This window comes from Streptomyces sp. DT190, assembly GCF_049846985.1.
GTDB lineage: Bacteria > Actinomycetota > Actinomycetes > Streptomycetales > Streptomycetaceae > Streptomyces.
The window spans coordinates 233-670 of sequence record NZ_JBNCNM010000067.1; the positions used below are offsets into that span (position 1 = coordinate 233).

1 pseudogene is annotated in these 438 nt (G+C 83.6%); it reads left to right on the forward strand.

The features are described 5' to 3' along the window. A pseudogene (locus ACPXCS_RS39610) lies at positions 1 to 438 on the forward strand (hypothetical protein); the annotation flags it as partial.

Below are 438 nucleotides of genomic sequence, written 5' to 3' on the forward strand. Positions count from 1 at the left end.
ACGGCAGCCGGGGCGAGCGCCCGGCCCGCAAACGGCGCCCGGCCCGCGGAGGGCGGACACACCGGTCGGCCCGGCGCGGCGATCGCCGGAGCGACTTCCGCCGCGCCGCGGAGGGACGTCGAGGGCGCCAGGAGCGTCGAGGGCGCCGGGAGCGCCGAGGCGGGCACGGCAGCCGGGGCGGGCACCCGACCCGCGGAGGGCGCCCAACCCGCGGACGGCGGACACACCGGTCGGCCCGGCGCGGCGATCGCCGGAGCGACTTCCGCCGCGCTGCGGAAGGGCGCAGAGGGCGCCAGGAGCGTCGAGGGCGCCGGGAGCGCCGAGGCGGGCACGGCAGCCGGGGCGAGCGCCCGGCCCGCAAACGGCGCCCGGCCCGCGGAGGGCGGACACACCGGTCGGCCCGGCGCGACGATCGCCGGAGCGGCCTCCGCCGCGCCG